Genomic DNA, 1,023 nt, shown 5'->3' with positions numbered 1-1,023 from the left:
GCCGATCACCGGCGACAGCCAGCAGGCGAAGGCCAGCGGGATATACAGCAGGTTCACGACATTGCCCTCGACGATGCCCAGCCCCAGCGCGCTGATCACGAAGGCCCCGCCGGCGTTCCAGGGAATCAGCGGGGAGACCAGGGTGCCGCCCTCCTCGATCGCCCGGGACAGATTCAGGGTCGAGTAGCCCAGGCCCCGGTAGGTGGGGGCGTACATGCGGCCGGGCAGGGCGATGGAGAGGTAGGGGTCCCCGGCGACCAGGTTGGTGGAGACCGAGGTCAGCACCGCCGAGGTTTGCACGCCGCGGAAGCTGCGTACCCTGGTCATGATGGCGCGGATGATCGCCTCGAGGCAGCCGGTCTTCTCCAGCGCGCCGCCGAAGCCCAGGGCGATGAGCACCAGCGAAATGGTCCACATCATCGACTGGATGCCGCCGCGATTGAGCAGGCTGTCGATGGTGGCGATGCCGGTGTCGATCGCGTAGCCGCTGTTGGCGTAGGTGACCACTTCATGGACGCCGACCCCCTGCACGAGCAGGGCGGTCACCGCCCCGGCCAGCACGCCGGCGAACAGCGAGGGAATGGGCGGCATGCGCTTGACGGCGAGCCCGATCACCAGCACCGCCGGCAGCAGCAGCCAGGGCGAGATGGTGAAGTTGGCCTCCAGCGCGGCGGTGATGGCATTGATCTTGTCGAAGGACGCCGCATTTCCGTCGATCAGGGTGAAGCCCGCCACCAGGTAGATGACGAAGGCGATCAGCATCGACGGGATGGTGGTCGGCATCATGTTCTTGATATGGGAGAAGACGTCGGTGCCGGTGACGGCCGGGGCGAGGTTGGTGGTGTCCGACAGCGGTGAGACCTTGTCGCCGAAGAAGGCGCCCGAGACGACGGCGCCGGCGGTCCAGTACATGGGGATCTCGAAGCCCGCGCCGATGCCCATCAGCGCCAGGCCCACGGTGCCCACGGTGCCCCAGGAGGTGCCGAGCGAGACCGAGACCACCGAGCAGAGCAGCATGGCCGC

Annotated in this window: 1 protein-coding gene; it reads right to left on the bottom strand. The window is 67.6% G+C overall.

The window, feature by feature from the left end; all coding sequences use genetic code 11:
* On the bottom strand, positions 1-1,023 hold a 1,023-nt coding region (locus tag EKG36_RS20410), incomplete at both ends, for a Na+/H+ antiporter NhaC family protein (protein ID WP_126487114.1).

The sequence above is a fragment of the Halomonas nitroreducens genome (assembly GCF_003966155.1).
Taxonomy (GTDB): Bacteria; Pseudomonadota; Gammaproteobacteria; order Pseudomonadales; family Halomonadaceae; genus Halomonas; species Halomonas nitroreducens.
Note: the sequence above shows the minus strand (reverse complement) of the source record. Positions and strands in the feature narration are given on the sequence as shown.